This window comes from Microbacterium sp. As-52 (assembly GCF_049949185.1).
In the GTDB taxonomy this organism is placed as follows: Bacteria; Actinomycetota; Actinomycetes; order Actinomycetales; family Microbacteriaceae; genus Microbacterium; species Microbacterium maritypicum_A.
This window is the reverse complement of sequence record NZ_CP188171.1, coordinates 926,554-948,033: the sequence shown is the minus strand read 5'-3', so window position 1 is coordinate 948,033 and position 21,480 is coordinate 926,554. Positions and strand designations below refer to the sequence as shown.

20 protein-coding genes are annotated in these 21,480 nt (G+C 69.1%); 12 read left to right on the top strand and 8 right to left on the bottom strand.

Translation table 11 applies throughout. The features are described from left to right. Positions 1-17 precede the first annotated feature (17 nt). Entirely contained in the window at positions 18-725 is a 708-nt protein-coding gene (locus ACLFA2_RS04615) for a winged helix-turn-helix domain-containing protein (protein WP_347124906.1), read from the bottom strand. Positions 726-1,057: 332 nt separating this feature from the next. Between ACLFA2_RS04615 and ACLFA2_RS04610 the strand changes: the two genes are divergently transcribed. From ACLFA2_RS04610 to ACLFA2_RS04595, 4 genes are all read left to right on the top strand, one after another. After that, positions 1,058-1,366 (top strand): GNAT family N-acetyltransferase, encoded by a 309-nt coding sequence (locus ACLFA2_RS04610; protein ID WP_021198079.1) that lies wholly within the window; start codon positions 1,058-1,060, stop codon positions 1,364-1,366. Positions 1,367-1,418: 52 nt separating this feature from the next. Next, positions 1,419-1,901 (top strand): DIP1984 family protein, encoded by a 483-nt coding sequence (locus ACLFA2_RS04605; protein WP_021198078.1) that lies wholly within the window; start codon positions 1,419-1,421, stop codon positions 1,899-1,901. Positions 1,902-2,157: 256 nt separating this feature from the next. After that, positions 2,158-3,327 (top strand): exonuclease SbcCD subunit D, encoded by a 1,170-nt coding sequence (locus ACLFA2_RS04600; RefSeq protein ID WP_426622111.1) that lies wholly within the window; start codon positions 2,158-2,160, stop codon positions 3,325-3,327. Further along, positions 3,328-6,312: an SMC family ATPase gene (locus ACLFA2_RS04595; RefSeq protein WP_347124908.1), complete on the top strand. Its 2,985-nt coding sequence runs from the start codon at positions 3,328-3,330 to the stop codon at positions 6,310-6,312. Positions 6,313-6,368: 56 nt separating this feature from the next. Here the strand turns inward: ACLFA2_RS04595 and ACLFA2_RS04590 are convergent, their stop codons facing one another. Continuing rightward, positions 6,369-6,926 (bottom strand): hypothetical protein, encoded by a 558-nt coding sequence (locus ACLFA2_RS04590; protein ID WP_021198075.1) that lies wholly within the window; start codon positions 6,924-6,926, stop codon positions 6,369-6,371. Positions 6,927-7,034: 108 nt separating this feature from the next. Here ACLFA2_RS04590 and nadE point away from each other — a divergent pair, with 108 nt between their 5' ends. The 3 genes from nadE to ACLFA2_RS04575 all read left to right on the top strand — a co-directional run bounded on the left by nadE (position 7,035) and on the right by ACLFA2_RS04575 (position 12,197). Further along, positions 7,035-7,853, top strand: a complete 819-nt coding sequence (nadE, locus tag ACLFA2_RS04585) for an ammonia-dependent NAD(+) synthetase (RefSeq protein WP_029259755.1) — start codon at positions 7,035-7,037, stop codon at positions 7,851-7,853. A gap of 82 nt (positions 7,854-7,935) precedes the next feature. Next, the gene (locus tag ACLFA2_RS04580; protein WP_426622110.1) at positions 7,936-11,406 is read left to right on the top strand and encodes a TM0106 family RecB-like putative nuclease; all 3,471 of its coding nucleotides are present in this window, start codon (positions 7,936-7,938) and stop codon (positions 11,404-11,406) included. Beyond that, the gene (locus ACLFA2_RS04575) at positions 11,403-12,197 is read left to right on the top strand and encodes a GNAT family N-acetyltransferase (protein ID WP_426622109.1); all 795 of its coding nucleotides are present in this window, start codon (positions 11,403-11,405) and stop codon (positions 12,195-12,197) included. The genes ACLFA2_RS04580 and ACLFA2_RS04575 overlap by 4 nt, the downstream gene beginning before the upstream one ends. A 20-nt stretch (positions 12,198-12,217) precedes the next feature. On the opposite strand, the gene upp is transcribed toward ACLFA2_RS04575, so the two are convergent. Then, positions 12,218-12,850 (bottom strand): uracil phosphoribosyltransferase, encoded by a 633-nt coding sequence (upp, locus tag ACLFA2_RS04570; RefSeq protein WP_021198071.1) that lies wholly within the window; start codon positions 12,848-12,850, stop codon positions 12,218-12,220. An 80-nt stretch (positions 12,851-12,930) separates the two neighbouring features. On the opposite strand from upp, the gene tadA reads away from it, so the two are divergent. Then, the gene (gene tadA, locus ACLFA2_RS04565) at positions 12,931-13,386 is read left to right on the top strand and encodes a tRNA adenosine(34) deaminase TadA (protein ID WP_021198070.1); all 456 of its coding nucleotides are present in this window, start codon (positions 12,931-12,933) and stop codon (positions 13,384-13,386) included. 12 nt (positions 13,387-13,398) lie between these two features. Here tadA and ACLFA2_RS04560 read toward each other — a convergent pair whose 3' ends face one another. Next, positions 13,399-14,370, bottom strand: coding sequence for a cation diffusion facilitator family transporter (locus tag ACLFA2_RS04560; RefSeq protein ID WP_426622108.1), 972 nt, complete (start codon positions 14,368-14,370; stop codon positions 13,399-13,401). 59 nt (positions 14,371-14,429) lie between these two features. Between ACLFA2_RS04560 and proC the strand changes: the two genes are divergently transcribed. Then, positions 14,430-15,269, top strand: coding sequence for a pyrroline-5-carboxylate reductase (gene proC / locus ACLFA2_RS04555; RefSeq protein ID WP_021198068.1), 840 nt, complete (start codon positions 14,430-14,432; stop codon positions 15,267-15,269). A gap of 3 nt (positions 15,270-15,272) precedes the next feature. Next, positions 15,273-15,560, top strand: coding sequence for a DUF1905 domain-containing protein (locus ACLFA2_RS04550; protein WP_031206638.1), 288 nt, complete (start codon positions 15,273-15,275; stop codon positions 15,558-15,560). Positions 15,561-15,576: 16 nt separating this feature from the next. On the opposite strand, the gene ACLFA2_RS04545 is transcribed toward ACLFA2_RS04550, so the two are convergent. The 4 genes from ACLFA2_RS04545 to ACLFA2_RS04530 form a co-directional block, all read right to left on the bottom strand. After that, complete coding sequence (locus ACLFA2_RS04545) at positions 15,577-17,103, bottom strand: hypothetical protein (RefSeq protein ID WP_426622107.1); 1,527 nt, start codon at positions 17,101-17,103, stop codon at positions 15,577-15,579. Positions 17,104-17,150: 47 nt separating this feature from the next. Beyond that, positions 17,151-17,927: an ABC transporter ATP-binding protein gene (locus ACLFA2_RS04540; protein WP_021198065.1), complete on the bottom strand. Its 777-nt coding sequence runs from the start codon at positions 17,925-17,927 to the stop codon at positions 17,151-17,153. A gap of 76 nt (positions 17,928-18,003) precedes the next feature. Beyond that, positions 18,004-18,675 carry a potassium channel family protein gene (locus ACLFA2_RS04535; RefSeq protein ID WP_021198064.1) on the bottom strand — a complete coding sequence of 224 codons (672 nt, stop codon included), beginning with the start codon at positions 18,673-18,675 and terminating at the stop codon, positions 18,004-18,006. Beyond that, the gene (locus ACLFA2_RS04530; protein WP_021198063.1) at positions 18,668-20,098 is read right to left on the bottom strand and encodes a TrkH family potassium uptake protein; all 1,431 of its coding nucleotides are present in this window, start codon (positions 20,096-20,098) and stop codon (positions 18,668-18,670) included. Before ACLFA2_RS04530 ends, ACLFA2_RS04535 begins: the two co-directional genes overlap by 8 nt. Positions 20,099-20,204: 106 nt before the next feature. On the opposite strand from ACLFA2_RS04530, the gene ACLFA2_RS04525 reads away from it, so the two are divergent. Beyond that, on the top strand, positions 20,205-20,615 hold the full coding sequence (locus ACLFA2_RS04525; protein ID WP_426622106.1) for an ArsR/SmtB family transcription factor: 411 nt from the start codon (positions 20,205-20,207) through the stop codon (positions 20,613-20,615). Positions 20,616-20,685: 70 nt separating this feature from the next. Then, a complete protein-coding gene (locus ACLFA2_RS04520; RefSeq protein WP_167253103.1) occupies positions 20,686-21,396 on the top strand; it encodes a DUF2071 domain-containing protein in 711 nt (236 codons plus the stop codon). The last annotated feature ends 84 nt before the right edge of the window (positions 21,397-21,480 follow it).

Sequence of the window (21,480 nt, the reverse complement as noted above, 5' to 3'; positions counted from 1 at the left end):
CACCGGCTCCCGGCGACTCAGAAGCGGTCGGGCGAGGGGGTTCCGTGGCCGTAGCGGATGACGACGTCGGCGTGGCGGTCGAAGCGGTAGCCGATGCCGCGCACGGTGCGGACGATGTCCTCATAGCGACCCAGCTTCGCGCGCAGGCGGCGCACGTGCACGTCGATCGTGCGCTCACCGGGCGTCTCGTCGTCCTGGGCCTGCCAGAGCGCGGAGACCAGCTCGCTGCGTTCGATCGTGCGCCCCTCGCGGAGCACGAGGTACTGCAGCAGTTCGAACTCCTTGTATGTGAAGGCGGCGGACTCGCCGTCGATCAGCACGCGCTTGCGGGAGATGTCGACGGTGACGCCCGTCTCCTCGTCCGTGGTGTCCTCTTCCGCAGCGGCCTTGGTGCGCGCGATGGCACCGGGCTCCTGCAGAGCGAGACGGACCACGTCGAGGTCGCGGCCGCCCGATCCGTGCGGGGCGAGGGCCACCGTGGCGTGCGTCTCGGCTCCCGGGGCGAGCTCGGCGAGGGTGCGGCGCAGCGCGTCGACGAGAAGGGGGAGGCTGACGCCGGCTTCGGCGGCCTTGATCTCATCCAGCCCGACGTAGAGGGCGAAGCCACGGGGTGAGCGCACGGCGGGAAGATCGGCTCCTGCGGCGGACAGGGGCGCGGCGGTTTCGTGCTGCGTGCGGATCGCGGCGGTGGTGGCGGGACGCTCGAGAAGTGCGGTGTTCGACATGATGATGAAGTCCTCAGGACGTGAGCCCGGATCGAGCGGGGCTCTGATGCGTTGCATGAATGACCGGCGGAGCCGGGAAGCGAGCAAGGGTGGATGCTCGGAGACGCTGACCTCGCAGATCGCGAGGAGTTCAGGTCAGGCGGGGTGGCTGTTCGTTCAGCGACACATTCGGCAACACATGCCAACGCGACCGGGCATCATCATCCCGGCAGTCCTGTTCGCCTCCTGGGCGGACAAAGGGCGTGCGTTGGTGGTCATGGGGGGATTATGTCCGATCGTGACGCCCCATGTCAAAACGCCCGGCGGCTCCGGGCGGGCGTAACGTGGTTCGAATGACGATCTCGCACACCGTCGGAGGCTTCATCCTGACCGACGAGAAGGACGCTTCGCGCTACACGCTCATGCGCGACGGGACGCTCGTGAGTGTTCTGGACTACCGGGACGACGGGCGCACCATCGCGCTCACCCGAGCCTTCACGATCCCGACTTTCCGGGGCAACGGCTACGCGGGAAAGGTCGTCGAGGGTGCGGTGGCCGACATCGAGGAGCGCGGTGATCGCAAGGTCGATGCCGTGTGCTGGTACGTGGCCGACTGGTTCACCGCGCACCCGGAGCACTCGGGTCTGCTGCGCTCCCGCTGACTCCCCGGTCATATGACGAACTGTTACGGTCGCTCCCTGCGAGGATGAGCTCATGAAACTCGCCGAGGCCCTCACCGCACGCGCCGACCTGCAGCGCCGCATCGAGCAGCTGCGGGCGCGTATCGTCGCGAACGCCCGCTACCAGGAGGGCGAGGAACCGGCGGAGGACGCGGCCGCGCTGATCGTCGAGGCCGATGCCGCGCTCACGCAGCTGCGCGATCTCATCCGCCGCATCAACGCCACCAACGCGCGCCTCGACCTGGGGGCGGACGGCACCATGACCGATGCGCTCGCCGCCCGTGATGTCCTGCGCCTGCGGCATTCGGTGCTGACCGATGCCGCGACCGCCGCCTCGGGGGCCAACGACCAGTTCCTCCGCCAGATGAGGTCGGAGCTGCGTCAGGTCTCCGCGCTGCCCGTCGCGCCGCTGCGCTCCCGTGCCGACGCCGTGGCTCAGGAGCTGCGCGAGCTCGACAATCGGATCCAGCAGGCGAACTGGTCGAACGACCTCGAGGAGGAGAGCGGAAGTCGGTAGTCACGACGAGGCGGGCACAACCCTCAGCCGGCGGGGCAAGCCGGCACCTGTCGGGCGGAGGGCAGCCCAGATATCGCATCGCGCAGCCCCGCACGCCGCACAGGTGAAGGTGCACACGGCATCTCGCATCACCGCGTGCCGATCATCGTGACGAGGGTGGGTCAGGGGACCTTCCGCTTCCTCCTCCGCAGGGCGTGAGAGCGGTGCTGCGGCACGCCTCGGATGAAATGTCGGAGGGGGTTCGTACGGTGTGAGTATGCGCATCCTGCACACCTCCGACTGGCACATCGGCCGGACGTTCCATGGCAACTCGACCATGGACGCCCTCGCCGAGGTGCTCGGGGCGCTCACCGCGCAGGTTCGCGAGAACGCGGTCGACGTCGTCGTCGTCGCGGGAGACGTCTTCGACTCCGCCACGCCCTCCGGAACCGCATACACCCTGCTCGGCGATGCGCTGGTGGCGCTGCATGAGACAGGGGCGCGGGTGATCGTGACCAGCGGCAACCACGATTCGGCCGCGCGCCTCGGCTTCCAGGCGCGGCTGCTCCGCGAGGGCATCCACGTGCTGACCGACCCGCTCGCGGTGGGAGCGCCTGTGACCGTCAACGATGCGCACGGGCCCGTGCACTTCTTCGGCATTCCCTACCTCGAACCCGCCATCGTGCGACAGCACTGGCCCGATGGTGACAGCTCCGGGCGCCCGTTGCGCACGCAAGCGCAGACCATGGCTCACGCGATGCACCTGGTCCGCGCCGGCATGGAACAGCACCCGGGGCGCTCGGTCGCGATCGCGCACTGCTTCGCCGCCGGTGTCGACGCCACCGCCGGGCTCGAACGCGAGGTGCGTCAGGGCGGCCTCGACGTCGTGCCGCTGAGCGTCTTCGACGGTCCTGACTACGTGGCGCTCGGCCACATCCACGGGCGTCAGCAGCTCAGCGATCGGGTGCGCTACGCGGGCGCTCCTCTGCACTACAGCTTCGGCGAGCAGCACAAGCCCCGCGGTTCCTGGCTCGTCGACATCGATGCCGAGGGTCTCTCCGGAGTCGAATGGTTGGAGCTGCCGGTGCCGCGCCGCCTCGTCACACTCACGGGCGCGCTCGACGATCTCCTGTCGACCGAACTGGTCGCAGAACACGCGGGCGACTGGGTCTGTGCCGTCTACACCGACGCCGTGCCGCAGACAGAGCCGATGCGGCGTCTTCGCGAGAGCTACCCGTACTGCGCCATGGTGCAGCACCAGCCCTCGGTCACCGCCGAGGCGGGCGAGCGCTCCTATGTGCAGCGTCTGCGCACCGCGGTCACCGATGCCGACCGCATCGAGGCCTTCCTCGAGCACGTCAGGGCGGGGCACGGAGCGACGGAGGCGGAGGGCGAGCTGATCCGCGCGGTGCTCGACGAGCGAGTTCGTGCCGAGGCTCTCGTCTAGATGCGTCTTCATCGCCTGGAGGTCGAGGGGTTCGGCCCCTTCCGGTCACGTCAGATCGTCGACTTCGACGCGTTCGCCGACGACGGCATCTTCCTGATCGCCGGACGGACGGGGGCGGGCAAATCCAGCATCCTCGACGCCGTCTGCTTCGGGCTCTACGGCGGAGTGCCGCGCTACGACGGTGGCGAGAAGCGGCTGCGGAGCGACCACTGCGAGCCCGACGATCCCTCCGAGGTCGTCGTCGAATTCAGCACGCCGACCGGCCGCTTCCGGGTGACCCGGTCGCCCGAGTACCTGCGCCCGGCCAAGCGCGGGGGAGGGATGACCAAGCAGGCCTCGGCCGTCGCCCTCGACGAGTGGACGGATGTCGGGTGGATCGGTCGTGCGGCGCGGGCCGTCGATGTCGCCGGAGAGCTCGACGAGATCCTGCAGCTCAGCCGTGAGCAGTTCCTGCAGGTGATCCTGCTCGCGCAGAACCGGTTCTCGGAGTTCCTCCTCGCGGGCAGTCGAGACCGCCAGGCGCTTCTGCGCCGCCTGTTCGGCACCCAGCGGTTCGAAGATGTGCAGGCGCGGTTCGATGAGCGTCGTCGTGTGGCCGAGCACGCTCTGGGCGCCCGGCTCGCGACGGTCGAGGCCCGCGTCGAGGAGGCTGAGCGGCTGGTGTCCGCCGATGGCCTGTCAGGAGAGGGCGATGAGACCCCGCCCGAGACGGTTCGCGCCCCGTCTTCGATCGAAGATCGGCTCGACGCCCTCCGACGTGCGAAGGCCCGCGCCGACTACCGCGCAGAGCGTCGAGCATCCGAGCAGGTCGACGCGGAGAAGCGGTCGGCCGCAGCCGACGAGTCTCTCGCAGTGGCGCGGGACGAGCAGCGGGCGCAGCGCGAGCGCGACCGCGCGAGGTCGGCGCTCGAACGACTCGAGGCCGAAGCGCCCCTGATCGACGATGCCCGCGCAGAGCTCGCTGCGGCCCGAGCCGCGGAGGCGCTGCGGTCGACGATCGCCGCAGTGGCGCGCGCGCATTCCGCGCTCGCGGTCGCCTCCCGAGACGAACAGGACGCCCACGCGGCGGGCGAGGCGCTCGGTCTCGACGTGGACGGCGACCTCGAGGCCTGGACGGCGGCGGCGACCAGAGAGAGCGGTGCCTGGCAACGCGCGCGAGAACTCGAGGAGAGCGCGCCGACGCTCGACGCCGAAGTCCGCGCAGCGGAGGAGGCGGTCGTGGCAGCGACCGCGCGCATCGAAGCTGCGAACGTGAGGCGTGCCGCGCTTCCCGACGAGATCGCCGCGTTGCACACGCTGCGCGACGAGACCCGTCGCCTCGCCGATCGGGGGGAAGACCGGCAGGCCGCGCAGCAGGCGGCAGAGCTACGCCTCACGGCGGCGCACGAGGTGGAACGGCTGCGAATCGCCGAGATCTCCCTCGAGCAGGAGCTCTCGCAGGCCACCGCGCTGCACGCGGATACGCAGTCAGCTCTGGCGCGACTGCGTCAGCGACGAGCCGACGGCATGGCCGGAGAGCTCGCCTCGACGCTCCGCGACGAGCACCCCTGTCCGGTCTGCGGCTCGCTCGATCATCCGGCGCCGGCCACGCATTCGGATCCGGTCTCGCCCGAAGACATCGCCGCCGCAGAGGGCGCGCGAGATGCCGCATCGCAGAAGGAGCGTGATCTGGCGTCGAGCTCCTCGACGTTGCGCGCCGAACTCGCCGCCGTCACCGCCCGCGCCGACGGTCGGGATGTCGAACAGGCCGAGAGCGAGTACGCCGAGGCCGCTGCGGCACTCTCGAGCAGCCGTGCCGCCGCCGAGGCGCTGAAGACGCTCGACGGTCGCATGGACGAACTCGTCGCCCGTGTCGAACTCCTCGACGCCGAGCGGGAAGACGATGCCAGGGCTCTCGCAGAACTGCGCGAACGGCATGCGCTCCTCCGCCAGCGCAGCGCGGAGGCACACGAGCTGATCGCCGAGGCGCGGGGCGGTTTCGACACAGTTGCCGCACGGATGTCCGTCACCGAGGCGAAGATCGCCGCGGCCCGCGCCGTGATCCATGCGATCTCGGAGCGGGCACGCAGGGTCGAAGCTCTCGCCGAAGCCGAGGCGGAGCGCGAGGCGGCGCTCGCAGACTCCGTGTTCGATGACGAGGCGGCGGCGGAAGACGCTCTACGCTCGGCCACAGAGCAGGAGGCGCTCGACACGCGGATCGCGCAGCATGCGGTGCAACGAGAGAAGGAACGGGCCATCCTGTTCGACCTCGAGTTGCGCACGCTGCCGGAAGAGCCGATAGACCTCGCGCCGGCCGAGCAGGCATCGGCGGACGCACGCAGCGTCTGGACGCGCGCGGTCGACGAAGCCGCCAGAGCCGCGGCAACCGCAGAGCGGCTCGGAGGGCTGATCGACTCGGCTTCGGACGAGCAGGCTCGCACCGCCGACGATGCCGCGGAGTTCGAGGTGCTGCAGAACCTCGCCGACACGATCGCGGGGCGAGGTGCCAACACCCGCAAGATGACGCTGGAGACGTTCGTGCTGGCCGCGGAGCTCGAGGAGATCGTCGAGGCGGCCAACCGTCGACTGCACGACATGTCCGCCGGTCGGTATCAGCTGCAGCACTCCGATGCGCTCGCTGCCCGCGGGGCGGCATCCGGACTCGGCATCGTGGTTTTCGACGCCTTCACCGGGCAGACCAGGCCGCCGCAGTCGCTGTCAGGGGGCGAGACGTTCCTCACATCGCTCGCTCTCGCCCTCGGACTGGCCGAGGTCGTGACCGCGCGCGCGGGCGGCATCCGCCTCGACACGCTCTTCATCGACGAAGGATTCGGTTCCCTCGACGGCGACACGCTCGATGTCGCCATGCGCACTCTCGACGAACTACGGCAGGGGGGCCGCACCGTCGGAGTGATCAGTCACGTCGAGGCCATGCAGGAGCAGATCCCCGCCCAGCTCACGGTGCGCGCACTGCCGAACGGACCCAGCGTCATCGAGGCGCGCTGACCCGAGACCGAGACCGAGATCGAGGCTGACGCGAGCGCGGGAGGGCGCCCCCTTCGTCAGACGCCGTACTCGCTGCGGATGAAGTCGCGCAGCTGCACGCTGCATCGTGCGACGGCCTCGCGCCAATCCGTCAGCGCACCGTCCTCAGCCTGATCGGAGACGGCGCGGAACACGCGGATCGGCACATCGAACTGTGCGGCGACCCAGATGAAGGCGTACGTCTCCATGTCGACCAGGGCCGCCCCCGACGGACGGATCACGGCGGTGACCTCGGCGTCCTCCACGAAGTGGTCACCGGTGGCGATCAGAACACCTTCCCTTCCGGTGCTGACGCGCGCCGGAAGGGAGACGTGCTGGCCACGGACGCCGTCGAGGTCGGTCACGTCGTGCTGGAATGCGGTTCCGACCTCATGCACGGTCGCCTCGAGAGCGGGGTCGATCGCGCCCGCCGTGCCCACGACCACGATCTCGTCGTAGACCCGGGCATCGAGCGCGCGGGTGAGCGCATACGTCGCCGGCAGCTTGCCGGGGCCGGTCACGAGTCGGTCGAAGCCGTCCAGCTCTTCCGGGAAGGCGGACAGTTCGGAATCAAGGGCAGCGACGAGGAGCTTCACCGCCCCATTCTCTCAGGACTTCACTGGCAGGAACGTGCGAACGCCGCGGCGTCACCCGTGCGTAACACAGAGGGGCGATACTGATTCGAGGACAAGACGGAGGATGACATGTCGTTGCAGCAGCAGATCTCTGAAGACCTCGGCGTCCGGCCGGAGATCGACCCGGAAGCCGAGGTCGAGCGCCGGGTCGGGTTCCTCGTCGAGTACCTTCGCTCGACCGGCGCGAAGGGCTTCGTGCTCGGCATCTCCGGTGGGCAGGACTCCACGCTGGCCGGACGCCTCGCACAGCTCGCGGTCGAACGGGTGCGGTCCGAAGGAGGCGAGGCGAAGTTCCTTGCCGTGCGTCTGCCCTACCGCGTGCAGCACGACGCGGCAGACGCCGAGGCCGCCCTCGAGTTCATCGCACCCGACTCCTCGGTCGAGGTCAACATCCAGAACGGTGTCGACGGGGTCGAGGAGGACATCGAGTTCGCGGTCACGAGCGACATCAGCGACTTCAACCGCGGCAACATCAAGGCCCGCGTCCGCATGGTCACGCAGTACGCCCTCGCCGGCCACGACGGGATGCTCGTCATCGGCACCGATCACGCCGCCGAGGCCGTGACCGGCTTCTACACGAAGTTCGGCGACGGTGCGGCTGACGTCCTGCCGTTGTCGGGGCTGAGCAAACGGCAGGGGCGTTCGCTGCTGCAGTTCCTCGGTGCTCCGGACCGCCTCGCGTTCAAGGTGCCGACCGCCGACCTGCTCGACGGCCAACCCGGCCGTGCCGACGAGGACGAGCTGGGTCTCACCTACGAGCAGATCGACGACTTCCTGGAAGGGCGCGACGTCGAGCCCGAGGTCGCCGGCCGCATCGAGGCGAGGTACCTCGCGACGCAGCACAAGCGCCATCTTCCGGTGACGCCCGACGACACCTGGTGGCGCTGACCCGCTTTCCCGGGAGGTCCACGCTTTCGCCCGTGTCGGATGCCGCGGATAGTGTCGAAGCATCCGACAGAACGGGAGCATCGTGCGGATCGACACTCAGGCGCAGCGCGTCATCTGGAGCGCGAGCGACCTCAAGGCGGCCGCGGAGTGCGAGTTCGCGTGGTGTCGGGCGATCGACGCGAAGCTCGGAAGAGTGCCGGCGGTCGAAGAGCCGGAAGACGCGACCCTGAAGCGGGCCGCCGAGTTGGGCGATGTGCACGAGCAGAACGTGCTGGCCCGCTACATCGACGACCTCGGTGACGAGAAGGTCCACCGCATCGAGAAGGTCTCTTCCGTCGATGCCGATGCATTGGCGGATGCGGTCGACGAGACCATTGCCGCCCTCCGCTCGGATGCGGAGGTCGTCTTCCAGGCGGCTTTCGCGACCGAGGAGTTCGTCGGTTTCGCCGACTTCCTCCGCACGGATCACGACGGCCGCTGGCGGGTGCAGGACTCCAAGCTCGCCCGCAAGGCCCGCGTCACGGCGCTCATGCAGCTGGCGGCATATGTCGACCAGCTCGATCGCCTCGGCATCCCGCGCTCCGACGAGGTCGACCTCATCCTCGGCGACGGCACGCTCAGCACGCACACCGTCGACGATCTCCTTCCGCTGTTCCAGGTGCGGCGGGCGCGACTGCGCGCCCTCATCGCCGATCGACGCATCGCCGAGGGTGCGACGGGCGCGCCGCTCGCATGGGGCGATGATCGCGGCGACCTCCAGATCGTGGCCTGTGGCCGCTGCGCCACCTGCGAGGAGCAGGTGCTCGCGCATCGCGACCTCCTGATGGTGGCGCGGATGCGTCCGGTGCAGCGAGCACGTCTGCGGGCATCCGGCATCGAGACGATCGACGAGTTGGCCGTGGCACCCGACGCTCCCGCGGGCATGAACGTCGACACGTTCGAGACTCTCCGAGCCCAGGCGCGTCTGCAGCTGCGTGCTGACGCCGAGGGAGCACCGACATTCGACGTCCACTACGCGCAGGCGATCCACACACTCCCGCTGCCCAGCCACGGCGATATCTTCTTCGACTTCGAGGGCGACCCGCTCTACACCGAACCCGCTCCCGACGGCGAGGCGCAGTGGGGGATCGACTACCTCTTCGGCTGGGTCGACAACGCTGACCAGTACTCGGCGTTGTGGGCTCATACATTCGCCGACGAGAGGCGGGCTCTCGAGACGTTCCTCGACTTCGTCAATGCGCGCAGGCTGGCGCATCCCGGCATGCATATCTACCACTACGCGCCGTACGAGACCTCGCACCTCGTGGCGATGGCCGCGCGGCACGGCGTGCGCGAGGGCGAGGTCGATCGGCTGCTGCGCGAGGGCGTGTTCGTCGATCTCTACCCGCTCGTGCTGAGGACCGTCCGGGTCGGCTCCCGGTCGTACTCGATCAAGAAACTCGAACCGCTCTACATGGGCGACGACGTGCGCACCAGCGACGTGCAGAAGGGCGACGACTCGATCGTGCAGTACGTCGCCGCTCGTGAGCTCGCGGCGGCGGGGGAGAAAGCCGAGGCCGACGCAGTGCTGGCCGACCTCGCCGATTACAACCGCTATGACTGCGTGTCGACACGACGCCTGCGCAACTGGCTCATCGACATCGCACGCCGGAAGGGCGTGACGCCCGCGCCGCCCGACGATGCCGACGAGGTCATCTACGAGCCGTCCCCCCGTTCCGTCGCGCTGCTCGCCGATGCGGAACGCGCCGTGGAAGACGGCGGCGACGGGCTCGTGCACCGTATCGCCGCCGCGGCCATCGACTACTTCCCCCGCGAGGCGAAGAGCTTCTGGGTGTCGCATTTCCAGCGGCTGCGAGAGCCGGTGACGATGTGGGACGGCACGCGTGATGTGGTGAAGGTCGATCGCCCGTCGTCGGTCGTGCGCCGCGAGTGGAGCATCGGCGAGGGACGACGTGTGATGTCGCGTGACATCGAGATCCGCGGCGAGGTGTCGCCCGGCACGACGCTCGGCCCGGGTGCGCAGCCGTTCGCGCTCTACGAGGTCCCGGCCCCCTTCGACACCGAGGTGCCTTCACGCGCCGTCCACGTGCCGCACACCGTCACGGTGGTCGAGGTGCTCGACGACGGCTACCTCGTCTCCGAGTCGGCAGTGCAGGGTCAGACCTGGGACGAGCTGCCGCTCGCTCTCACCCCGGCGGCGCCTCCGCGAGTGGTCTCACTGCAGGGAGCGATCGACGAGTGGGCCGATGCCGTGCACGCGGCCGCCCCCGGCTTCCCGCACGACGCGGCGACCGACATCCTGCGTCGAATTCCCCCGCGCACGACATCGGGCGAAGCACTGCCCCCGGCCCGCGACGACACGATCGATGCGATCGTGCGTGGTGTGCTCGACCTCGACCGCAGCTACCTGGCGGTGCAGGGCCCTCCGGGGACAGGGAAGACCTATACGGGATCGCGTGTGATCGCGCGCCTGGTGAACGAACACGGTTTCAAAGTCGGCGTCGTGGCGCAGTCGCATGCGATCATCGAGACCCTTCTCGCGCGCATCGTCGCCGACGGCGTCGCGCCGGCGCAGGTCGCGAAGGCGCCGAAAGATCCCGAGGCAGAGCCGCCGTACACCGTGATCCCGAAGAACGGCATGGCATCGTTCCTCGCCGAGCACGCGGGCGAGGGGGCCGTCGTCGGTGGCACGGCCTGGGATTTCAGCAACACCCAGCGTGTCGATCGTGCCGGCCTCGATCTTCTCGTGATCGACGAGGCGGGTCAGTTCTCGCTCGCCTCGACGATCGCCGTCGCGGCTGGGGCGAAGCGGCTGCTGCTCCTCGGTGATCCGCAACAGCTCCCGCAGGTGAGCCAGGGCGCGCATCCGGAGCCGGTCGACACCTCGGCCCTCGGCTGGGTGATGGACGGCGACCCCGTGGTGCGGCCCGAATACGGGTACTTCCTCGCACGGTCGTGGCGGATGCATCCGTTCGTGGCTGCGCCGGTGTCGAAGCTCGCCTACGCCGGACAACTCGCCTCGGCGCCGGGAACCGAGCGCCGCTCACTCGACGGAGTCGATCCGGGGCTGCACGTCGTGCCGCTGCGCCACCGCGGCAACGCGACGCAGTCACCGGAGGAAGCCGCCGAGGTCGTACGACTCGTGCGCGATCTGGTCGGGAGAACGTTCACCGACAACGACCCCGACGCCTCGACGAGGCCGCTCACGCCGTCCGACATCATCGTCGTCACGCCTTACAACGCGCAGCGTCAGCTGGTGCTCGACGCGCTTTCCGACGCCGGCTTCCCCGACGTTCCGGTGGGCACTGTCGATAACTTCCAAGGCAAGGAGGCTGTCGTCTCCATCACGTCGCTCGCCGCCTCGAGCGGACGGGACGCTCCCCGCGGACCCGAGTTCCTGCTGCTCCAGAATCGGCTCAACGTGGCGATCTCCCGCGCGCAGGTCGTCGCCTATCTGATCCACTCGCCCGCGTTGCTCGACGATCTGCCGTACACGCCGGAGGGAGTGGCTCGGCTCAGCGCCTTCGCCCGCTTGGTCGGTGCGGCGGAATGAGCGAGCCGACGCACGCGCACTCGACAGACGAGATCCTGCGCGCGGCTGCGGCCTGGGTGTGGTTCCCGCGCGACAGCGAGCACGAGCGCACTGAGTTGCTCCTCGTGCGGGATCCGTCGAGATTCGGCGGCGGAGTCCGCGGTTCCCAGGTGAGCTCCGTCCTCGAGCCCACGGAGATCGTCGACCACGCTCTGGAGCGGACGAGAGCGTGGGACGCGTCGAGATTCACCTTCTGGACGAACCCCTCCGACCGTCCGGACATCGAGGAGGAGCTTCGTCGGCGGGGAGCGGAGCATATCGACATGGTGGCGGTGTTCGCTCGACCGGTCGATGGAGCCGCAGCAGTCGATGTGCCGGACGACATCACCGTCGAGGTCGTGCGCACGCTGGAGCAGGTGCGCGACGTCGACGCGGTCAACGTGCCCGTGTGGCAGCAGGAGCCCCTCGACCCGCAGGGACTGCGGGCGGAGCTCGCCGAGGTGACGACGGCGCTCGAGACTCGCGAAGGCTTCCGGATCCTCGCGCGGATCGGCGGCCGGGCGGTCAGCACCGGCGGGTGCACGATCGACGGTGGATTCGTCCGGCTCTGGGGTGCTTCGACACTGCCGGAGTACCGTGGTCGCGGCGCGTACCGCGCGGTCCTCGCCGAACGCCTCCGAGAAAGCGCAGCCTGGGGAGCGACGACGGCGCTCGTCAAGGGGCGCATCTCGACGTCGGCGCCGATCCTGGCGCGCGCCGGCTTCACCCACTTCGGCGATGAGCGCGCCTACCGCCTGACTCTCGAGGCCTGACCCGTCGGGGCAGGTCAGCGTCAGACCGTGCCGTAGAGCCGATCGCCGGCGTCGCCGAGTCCGGGCACGATGTACCCCTTCTCGTCGAGGCGCTCGTCGAGCGCGCCGAGCACGAGGGTCACATCGCGGTCGCCCGCCATCGCCTCGATCGCGGCGACGCCCTCCGGGGTGCCGAGCAGGCAGATCGCCGTGACGTCCTTCGCACCGCGGTCGAACAGGAACTGGATCGCGGCGGCCAGCGAACCCCCGGTCGCCAGCATCGGGTCGATCGCGAAGCACTGACGGTCGCTCAGATCATCGGGCAGACGCTCGGCGTAGGTCGTCGGCTCGAACGTGGTCTCGTCGCGCACCATGCCGAGAAAGCCGACCTCGGCGGTCGGGAGCAGCTTCACGAGGCCTTCGAGCATGCCGAGACCGGCACGCAGGATCGGCACGACGATCGGTCGCGGTTCCGAGATCTTCACGCCCGTCGTGGTGGTCACCGGGGTCGTGATCTCGATCGGGCTGACCTTCACGTTGCGTGTCGCCTCGTACGCGAGCAGCGTGACGAGCTCCTCCGTGAGCTGCCGGAAGACCGGCGACGGCGTGCGCGCATCGCGCAGTACCGAGAGCTTGTGAGTGATGAGAGGGTGGTCGGCCACGTGAACACGCATGGATACAGGGTAATGCGCCGCGCGGTCGGGCACGACATCGAAGCTCCGCCCGCGCTCGGCGGCTGTCGTAGGCTCGACGCATGACCGCTGCAGACGACCTCGCGATGCAGCGCGCCCTCGTGCTCGCCGCCGAGGCGGCCGCGGCATCCGAGATCCCCGTCGGCGCCGTCGTGATCGACGGGGGAGGGCGGATCATCGCCGAAGGGCGCAACACCCGCGAGGAGACCCACGATCCGACCGGTCACGCCGAGATCGAGGCGCTGCGGCGCGCGGCGGCGTCCGTCGGTTCCTGGAACCTCGACGGGCACACGCTCGTGGTCACCCTCGAGCCGTGCATCATGTGTGCCGGTGCCATCCTGCAGTCCCGCGTCGGCCGTGTGGTGTTCGGAGCCTGGGACGACAAGGCCGGAGCGGCCGGGTCCATGTACGACGTGCTGCGCGATCGCCGGCTGCCCTACCGGGCCGAGGTCATCGGTGGCGTCCAGGCCGACGCGGCCACAGCGGTGCTGCGTTCGTTCTTCGAGCAGCGTCGCTGAGTCGAGCCCCGCTCAGTCGGACGACTTCAGTACAAAGACGTCGGTGGAGGGCTCGGGGTCGATCGCCGGGCGGTACACGTCGGGCTCGATGTAGACGATCCGCGCCACCGGAACAGCCTCGCGGATACGGGCCTCGATCGCGTTGATGTCGTCGGCGGCCTCGCGCAGCGGCTTGTCGGCGTTCAGCGCGATCTTCGCGGCGACCATCAGCTCGTCCGGGCCGAGGTAGAGCGTCTTCATGTGGATGATCTTCTCGATCTCGTCGCCCGCGTTGATCGCGTCCACGATACGGTCGTGGTCCGCCTGCGTCGCGCCTTCACCGACCAGGAGGCTCTTCGTCTCGACGCCCAGCACGATCGCGATCAGCACCAGCAGCACACCGATCATCACGGTGCCGAGTGCATCGAACATCGGGTTGCCCGTGATGAGGGTGAGGCCGACGCCGAGAAGGGCGAACGTGAGGCCGGTCAGCGCTCCCACGTCTTCGAGCAGCACGACCGGGAGCTCAGGTGCCTTCGAACGACGCACGAACGACACCCACGACTGGCCCTTCTCCCGCACGAGGTTGCTCTCGCGCACGGCGGTGCGCAGCGAGAAGGATTCGAGCCCGATCGCGACGACGAGCACGACGAGCGGCAGCCACCACCACGTCTTGTCGAGCTCGTGCGGATTCGTGAGCTTCTCGACGCCTTCGTAGATCGCGAAGAGACCACCGACCGAGAAGAGGATGATCGAGACGACGAAGGCGTAGACGTAGCGCTCTCGCCCGTACCCGAACGGGTGCGCACGGTCGGCCTCGCGTCGGGCCTTGCGCCCTCCCAGCAGCAGCAGCAGCTGGTTTCCGGAGTCGGCGACGGAGTGGATCGCCTCCGCGAGCATCGAGGCAGACCCGGAGAGGGCCCAGGCGATGAACTTCGCGAGGGCGATGCCCATGTTCGCCAGGAACGCCGCGACGATGGCCTTGTTGCCTCCGGATGCACTCATGGGACGAGTCTAGAACCGCCCGCCCGAGGATGTCGGAGTGCCCGCCGTAGGATGACGACATGGCTGACTCGCTTCCTTCGCTCGCTTTCCTCGGTGCCGGCTCGATGGGTGGTGCGATCCTCCGTGGGGTGGTCGCCTCGGGTATCCCCATCGACGGCGGCATCGCCGCGACGAACCGCACCGCGGAGAAGGCGGAGGCCTTCGCCGGGCTCGACGGCGTCACGAGCATCGCGCTCGCCGAGCGGCCGGACGGCAACGCCGAGGCGGTGGAGGGCGCCCGCATCGTGCTGGTCGGCGTGAAGCCGGCCATGGTGCCCGACCTGCTCCGCGAGATCGCCCCGCACCTCGCCGCCGACACGATCGTGGTGAGCGTCGCCGCCGGCGTCACGCTGCAGACCTTCGCCGACGTGCTCGGTGCGGATGCCCGCGTCATCCGCTCCATGCCCAACACCCCGTCGACCGTCCGCAAGGGGGTCACGGGAATCGCGGCAGGCGCCGCGGTCTCGGATGATGACCTGGCTCTGGTGCGTCGCCTCTTCCAGACCGTCGGAGCCGTGGTCGAGGTGCCCGAGTCTCAGATCGATGCGCTGTCGACGATCTCGGGTTCCGGTCCGGCGTACGTCTACCTGCTGATCGAGGAGTTCACGAAGGCCGCCGTCGGCATGGGGTTCGACGACGCCGATGCCCGCCTGATGGTCGAGCAGACGTTCATCGGCGCGACGGCGCTGCTCGACGCCTCGGGCGAGGACCCGACGGAACTTCGTCGTCGGGTCACCAGTCCGAAGGGGACGACCGAGCGTGCGGTCGCTGTGCTGCAGGACGCGCATCTCGAGCGCACCTTCGCCGATGCCGCCGCTGCGGCTCTCGCGCGTGCCAGGGAACTCGCCGCCGGGGCGTGAGTGATGCGACTGCGGATCGAGGGCGCGATCTGGTACTGGCGCGGTCCCGCGCCGTTCCATTTCGTCACGGTGCCAGCCGCCGAGAGCGAGCTGATCCACGAGATCGCTTCCGTCGTCACGTACGGGTGGGGCATGATCCCCGCATCGGTCACTGTCGGTGAGACCACGGTGACCACCGCCCTGTGGCCGAAGGACGGCGGATACATCGTGCCGATCAAGAAGGCGCTCCAGGACCGCGAGGGCCTCGGCGTGGACGACGTGATCGAGGTCATCCTCGACATCGACGCCTGACGGGTTCCGGTCTCGCTCAGCTCTCGCTGGACACGTCGGCGAGCACCTCGGGCCAGCGACGATCCAGGACCCTCCCGCCGAGCACGGTTCCACCCCAGATCGCCAGTCCGCCGAACGCGATGCCGCATGCGAGGCTGACCCAGCCAAGGGCGGGGTTCCAGATCGCCGCGATCGCGAATCCGAGTGCGGGGGCACCGAGGGCGAGCGTGATCGGACCGATGATGATCATCGCGAGCAACGACTGCACTCCTCCGGACGAGCCGCGTCCGAAGGGATTCGCCTCCGGGGCGGGTGCGCGTCCGGGGAGGAAGCTCCCCACCCATGCGCCGGCGCCGCCGGCGATCGCCGTCAGGCCGAGAGCGGCGCCGAGACTGCCCGGCAGCAGGTCGGGACGTCCGGCGAGGAGGCAGGTCGCCACGCACAGCACGATCGTCACCGGAACCGCGATCAGCCCGAAGCCGAGCAGGCGTCCCGCGCGGTCGGCGGCACCGCTGACCCCGGTGAGGATATGGATGGCGACGGCATCGTTGTCGTAGGCGATCGCCATCTGCACGATTGTTCCGGCGAGCAGGGCGTTGATCGCGGGGATCAGGGTGATGGCCGGGGCGAAGCCGATCGCCTCCTCCTGCAGACCGTTCATCAGCGCGATGCCGATGAAGATCGCCGGCAGCAGCAGGAGCATCACGATGTTGACCAGTTGGCGCGGATCACGACGGAAGTAGCGCAGCGACCGTGCGGCGATCGCCCCCATCGAGTTCGCCGGCAGCACCCGGTCGAGCAGACCGCCGGAACGCACCCGTCCGCCCCCGCTGCTCTGGATCGGCGAGACGAGTCGCGCGGCCAGCAGCCGCTGCGACGCGAACCACAGCACGACCACCGTCGCGAGGGCGATCAGCAGGCGGAGCGCGGCGGTGAGGATGTCACCCTGTGCGGCCGAGGCGGACACCCCGAATACGGCACCCACCGGTGTCCAGGCGGCGATGTCGGCGATGGTGGTGAACGCCTCTCCGACGTCACCGACCCTGGTCAAGGCCCCGATCCCCAGGTTGAGGATGAGGCCGGACGAGGCGGCGAGCAGCACGCCGAGGGTCAGCACCAGGTCGCGTGTGCTGCGGCGCGCCAGCCAGCCGGCGAGGAGGCCGCTCACCACGCGGGCACCGAGCACACAGGTGACGACGGCCACCGGGATCATGATCACGGCGCTCAACAGAGCGGGCATGCTGACCGACCAGCCGAGCAGCGTCAGCAGCAGGGCGACCGTGGTGCCGATGCCACCGATGGTCGTGGCGCCGGCGACGACGAAACCCGGCAGCAGTGCGGTTGCGGTCACGGGCAGCAGAGCGAAGCGCTCGGGAGCGAGCGAGTCGTCGGCGCTGACCAGGATCGACCCGATCCACCACCCGAGCACGATCACCGAGCCGGTGAGCACGATGGCGGTGACGGCGCCGTCGGGCGCGGCGAAGCGCAGCGCGACGAGTCCGGCGGTGAGTCCGGCGAGGAGCCCGAGCGCGACCATGCCCGTGATGATCAAGGTGACGATCATCCAGGGATTGCGGGACAACTGATGGCGGAGCTGCCGCCAGCGCAGACTTACGAGGAGCGCAACCATGCGAGCGTCTCCGTTCCGAGGTCGTGCGCGCCCACGAGCGTGAGGAAGCGCTGCTGCAGCGAGAGGCCGGCTCGCACCTCGTCGAGCGGGCCGTGCGCGAGCAGGCGTCCCTCGGCGACGATGGCGACTCTGTCGCACATCGATTCGACGAGTTCCATCACGTGGCTGGAAAGCACGACCGTGCCGCCGCCGTCGACGAACGATCGCAGGATCTGCCGGATCGTCTCGCCCGACACCGGGTCCACGGCCTCGAGCGGCTCGTCGAGGATGAGCAGGCGCGGAGCGTGGATCAGCGCGCAGGCGAGTCCGATCTTCTTGCGCATGCCCGCGGAGTAGTCGACGACGAGCGTGTCGCGGGCGTCGGCGAGCCCGAGGGCCACGAGCAGGTCGACGGTCCGGGAGACGACGTCCGCCTCGGCCATGCCGCGCAGGAGCCCGGTGTATCGCAGCAACTCGGCGCCGGTCAGTCGGTCGAGCATGCGGATGCCGTCGGGCAGCACGCCCATACGCGCCTTCGCCTCGGCGGGGTTCTGCCACACGTCCGCACCGAGCACCCAGGCGGTTCCCGCATCGGGACGCAGCAGGCCCGTGGCCATCGCGAGGGTGGTGGTCTTGCCCGCCCCGTTCGGGCCGAGCAGCCCCAGCATGGATCCGGCCGGCACGTCGAGGGAGAGACTGTCGACGGCGACCTTCTGCCCGAACTGCTTGCGAAGCCCGCGAAGGGCGAGGACGGGAGGAGCCGCGGTGTGGTCGGTCATGGGTCCCATCCCATCACGACGACGGGGACCCTCACATCCGCCGCGAGGGGGAGTCGGCAGACCGGACGACGCGTCGTCAGCGGTCGAGGCCGGCGAAGCGCTCGATGTCGCTGTTGGTGCCCGAGACGATGATGAGGTCGTGGTTCGTCACGATCGTGTTCGCCTCGGCATAGCGGAACGGCTTGCCCGGACTCTTCACCCCGACGACGGTGACCTTGTACTTGGATCGCACGCCGGACTCGTTCAGTCCGACGCCGCGGATGAACTTCGGCGGGTACATCTTGGCGAGGACGAAGTCGTCGTCGAAGCGGATGAAGTCGAGCATCCGTCCGCTCACGAGGTGCGCCACGCGCTCACCCGCTTCGCGCTCGGGGTAGATGACGTGGTTGGCGCCGACACGGGCGAGGATCTTGCCGTGCGACTGGGAGACGGCCTTGGCCCAGATCTGCGGCACCTTAAGGTCGACGAGGTTCGCGGTGATCAGCACCGACGCCTCGATCGAGGATCCGACGGCGACGACCGCGACCTGGAAGTCCTGGGCGCCGATCTGACGCAGCGCGTCGATGTTCTTCGCGTCGGCCTGCACGGTGTGCGTGACCCGGTCGGACCACTTCTGCACGAGTTCGAGGTTGTCGTCGATCGCGAGCACCTCGCGGTCGAGGCGATCGAGCTCGCCGGCGCAGGCAGCGCCGAACCTGCCGAGACCGATGACGAGGACGGGAGCGTCGCCCCGCAGGACTTCAACCAACGATCGGCCTTTCCACGGGCAGTGAGTAGTACTGCGTTCGCGATGTCGCGGCGACCGCCGCGGCGAGTGTCACTGTACCAACGCGGCCCATGAAGATGGTCGCGGCCATCACGTACGAGGCCGAATCGGGAAGTTCCGCGGTGAGCCCCGTCGACAGGCCGACCGTGCCGAACGCCGAGATCACGTCGAACAGCACGTGGCTGATATCGGCCTTGGTGATCTGGGCGATGACGATCGTCGACAGCGCAACGATCGTGGCCCCCCACGCGACGACGCTGAGGGCCACGCGCTGCACGTCGCTCGGGATGCGGCGGCCGAACGCCTCGACGGACTGACGGCCCTTGGCCTCGGACCACACGGCGATGGCGAGCACGGCGAGGGTGGTCACCTTGATGCCGCCGGCCGTCGACGCCGAGCCGCCGCCGACGAACATCAGCATGCTGGCCGCGAGCAGGGAGGACCCGTTCAGGTCGTCCATCTCGATCACGTTGAAACCGCCGGATCTGGTCATCGCCGAGAGGAAGAACGCCTGGAAGGTGGTGTCGGTGGCGTCCATGGAGCCGAAGGTCTTCGGGTTGTTGAACTCGAGGATGACGAAGACGGCCGCGCCCAGGATGAACAGGAGGATGGTCGTGACGAGGGTGAGCTTGGTGTGCAGGGACCAGCGCTTCACGTGCCAGACGTGCTTGGCGAGCGTGTAGATGACGGGGAAGCCGATGCTGCCGAGGAAGACGCCCACCATGAGGAGTGAGAGCACCAGGTAGTCGTCGGCGAACACCGCGACGCCGCCGTCGTTGGGAGCGAAGCCGGTGTTCGTGAACGCCATCGCCGCGAAGTAGGGCGCCTCCCAGAGCGCCGCGATCGGGTCGACCCCGGCCATCACGAGCGCGGGATAGAGGAGGATCGCGAGCGACGCTTCGATGATGAGCGCCGAGACGGCGACGGTGGTCAGCAGCTGGCCGACTTCGCCGAGCCGCACGGTCTGGCTCTCGTTGACCACGCCGCCGTGCGCGCGCATCGGATTCGTGTCGCCGGCGGCCATCAGCTTGGCACGCAGGCCGAGGCGCTTCGAGATCAGCATGCCCATGAGAGACGCGAGGGTGAGGACACCCAGGGCGCCGATGTTCACGCCGAGGAACACCACGACGTGTCCGAAGGGGGACCAGTAGTTGGCCATGTCGACCGTTGCGAGTCCGGTGACGCAGATGGTGGAGACAGCGGTGAAGAGGGCGTCGCTCAGCGGCGTGACCGTGCCGCTCGCGGAGGCGATCGGCAGGGAGAGGAGAACCGTGAACACGAGGATCAGCAGCGCGAAGACGACGATCGCGAAGCGCGACGGCGACGAGGTGACGAGGTGCTTGACCCATCCGGCCGCACTCTTCAGGCTCTGCCGCGGGGACGACGCCGAAACGATGCCCGACATCGCTGCCCCCTCTGGTTTCTCCTTCGGTCGCGCCGAGCGACCGCACGGCGCCTGTCGCCGAGCCTTCGTCATGGTACTCCGTGCCGGGGACGACTACCCTGAACTCATGACGGACATCTTCGACGTGATCGCAGACGGTACGAGGCGAGACATCCTCCAGCTCCTGCTGCGGCGCACGACCGAAGGGGAGTCCGGCACCAGCGTCAGCCAGATCGTCGCCGATCTGGGCATCAGCCAGCCCACCGTGTCGAAGCACCTGAAGGTGCTGCGCGACGCCGAGCTGGTCACCGTGCGCGAAGACGGTCAGCGCCGTTTCTACAGCCTCGCGGTCGAGCCGCTCGAAGTCGTGGACGACTGGCTGGTGCCGTTCCTGGTCGACGCCTACGGCGACAGCGCACCCGACATCGATTACCACGCGGTTCCCGAAAGCGCGGCGCATGCCGCCGAGGTCGTCGGACGGGCGGCCGCCTCCGCGAAGCACGTCGTCGCGAACGCGCTCAAGCGGCTCGGAGCGTGACGGTTCGAGCGACGCCGAACGACCGCATCAAAGGCTTGTAGCTATTTAGCAAAGCTGTTAAATTCTAGGCATGAACCTCCTCATGCGCACACTTCGCGGCCGTATGCGGCGCCGTCTGCTGCTGACGTATCGGGTCGATCCGTCGGTGGCCGGCGAGATGATCCCCGCCCCCTTCCGCCCGCAGCTCATCGACGGGAGCGCGGTCGGCGGGGTGTGCCTGATCGCGCTGACGGAGCTGCGTCCCGGATGGCTGCGACCGCGGTGGGGCATCTCCACGGAGAACGCCGCGCACCGGTTCGCGGTCGAGTGGGACGAGGGCGGGACCACGCGCACGGGCGTCTACGTGATCGAGCGGCACTCCTCGGACATCGTGCCCGTCATCGGCGGGGGTCGGTTCTTCCCCGGCGTGCAGCGGCGCGCGCGGTTCGACATCGACGAGACCGACTCGCGAATCCAGGTCCGGATGCAGGCGTCCGACGCGAGCGTCTCCGCAGACATCGAGGTGTCGGAGGAATGGGAGAGCTCGCTCTTCCCGACAGTGGGCGACGCTTCACGGTTCTACCGGGCGGGCGCCACCGGCTGGTCGCCGCGACGCGACGGCAGGGGAGCGGAGGCCGTGGAACTGTCCGCGGCGCGCTGGGCCGTGGAGGCGGGCCGCGTGAACGAGGTCAGGTCGTCGTTCTTCGACGGTCTTCCGCAGGGCGCCGCGCAGATCGACAGCGTTCTGGTGATGCGCGATCTCCCCGTCAGCTGGCGGAGACCCGCAACGACTCGCCCCTGACGACAGGGGGCTTGTCGTCAGGGGCGAGGTGCGGGTCCCCACACCCGGGGCGGACTCGGCGGTGCCGGCACGAGCCCTGCGTCA

What these genes read in the sequence shown, in the direction of transcription:
- ACLFA2_RS04615 (WP_347124906.1), bottom strand. Translation starts at nt 725, where the DNA reads ATGTCGAACACCGCACTTCTCGAGCGTCCCGCCACCACCGCCGCGATC.
- ACLFA2_RS04610 (WP_021198079.1), top strand. Translation starts at nt 1,058, where the DNA reads ATGACGATCTCGCACACCGTCGGAGGCTTCATCCTGACCGACGAGAAG.
- ACLFA2_RS04605 (WP_021198078.1), top strand. Translation starts at nt 1,419, where the DNA reads ATGAAACTCGCCGAGGCCCTCACCGCACGCGCCGACCTGCAGCGCCGC.
- ACLFA2_RS04600 (WP_426622111.1), top strand. Translation starts at nt 2,158, where the DNA reads ATGCGCATCCTGCACACCTCCGACTGGCACATCGGCCGGACGTTCCAT.
- ACLFA2_RS04595 (WP_347124908.1), top strand. Translation starts at nt 3,328, where the DNA reads ATGCGTCTTCATCGCCTGGAGGTCGAGGGGTTCGGCCCCTTCCGGTCA.
- nadE (WP_029259755.1), top strand. Translation starts at nt 7,035, where the DNA reads ATGTCGTTGCAGCAGCAGATCTCTGAAGACCTCGGCGTCCGGCCGGAG.
- ACLFA2_RS04575 (WP_426622109.1), top strand. Translation starts at nt 11,403, where the DNA reads ATGAGCGAGCCGACGCACGCGCACTCGACAGACGAGATCCTGCGCGCG.
- upp (WP_021198071.1), bottom strand. Translation starts at nt 12,850, where the DNA reads ATGCGTGTTCACGTGGCCGACCACCCTCTCATCACTCACAAGCTCTCG.
- tadA (WP_021198070.1), top strand. Translation starts at nt 12,931, where the DNA reads ATGACCGCTGCAGACGACCTCGCGATGCAGCGCGCCCTCGTGCTCGCC.
- ACLFA2_RS04560 (WP_426622108.1), bottom strand. Translation starts at nt 14,370, where the DNA reads ATGAGTGCATCCGGAGGCAACAAGGCCATCGTCGCGGCGTTCCTGGCG.
- proC (WP_021198068.1), top strand. Translation starts at nt 14,430, where the DNA reads ATGGCTGACTCGCTTCCTTCGCTCGCTTTCCTCGGTGCCGGCTCGATG.
- ACLFA2_RS04550 (WP_031206638.1), top strand. Translation starts at nt 15,273, where the DNA reads ATGCGACTGCGGATCGAGGGCGCGATCTGGTACTGGCGCGGTCCCGCG.
- ACLFA2_RS04545 (WP_426622107.1), bottom strand. Translation starts at nt 17,103, where the DNA reads ATGATCGTCACCTTGATCATCACGGGCATGGTCGCGCTCGGGCTCCTC.
- ACLFA2_RS04540 (WP_021198065.1), bottom strand. Translation starts at nt 17,927, where the DNA reads ATGACCGACCACACCGCGGCTCCTCCCGTCCTCGCCCTTCGCGGGCTT.
- ACLFA2_RS04530 (WP_021198063.1), bottom strand. Translation starts at nt 20,098, where the DNA reads ATGTCGGGCATCGTTTCGGCGTCGTCCCCGCGGCAGAGCCTGAAGAGT.
- ACLFA2_RS04525 (WP_426622106.1), top strand. Translation starts at nt 20,205, where the DNA reads ATGACGGACATCTTCGACGTGATCGCAGACGGTACGAGGCGAGACATC.
- ACLFA2_RS04520 (WP_167253103.1), top strand. Translation starts at nt 20,686, where the DNA reads ATGAACCTCCTCATGCGCACACTTCGCGGCCGTATGCGGCGCCGTCTG.